The sequence below is a fragment of the Streptococcus suis genome, assembly GCF_002964045.1.
Taxonomy (GTDB): Bacteria; Bacillota; Bacilli; order Lactobacillales; family Streptococcaceae; genus Streptococcus; species Streptococcus suis_U.
In genome coordinates, this window is record NZ_POPB01000329.1 from 1 (window position 1) to 280 (window position 280).

The 280-nt window shown below is 32.1% G+C and carries 1 pseudogene; it reads left to right on the forward strand.

Features of this window, described 5'->3' with window-relative positions:
- Positions 1 to 190 (forward strand): annotated as a pseudogene (locus tag C1E99_RS06535) (transcriptional regulator); the annotation flags it as partial.
- Positions 191 to 280: the final 90 nt, after the last annotated feature.

Sequence of the window (280 nt, forward strand, 5' to 3'; positions counted from 1 at the left end):
ACAGTCGACACAAGATTTTCAGAAAAAGCCCATTGTTAGTGTATTAAAATGGAAATATGCACTTTTTGTGGATAAGGATCGGGATGAGGCTGAAAAGCATTATCTAGATGCGGTGCTATTTGCAAAATTGATAGAAAATAGAGAGTTAGAACAGAAGATTGAAGAAGATTGGAGAGTTGACAATCAATAAAGTGACATTTTTGTCCTGTTGAAGAATTGTGAAAAGCATTATACTAAACTCATAAAGATTAAAGGAGATTAGTAACATGTTTAACTATTT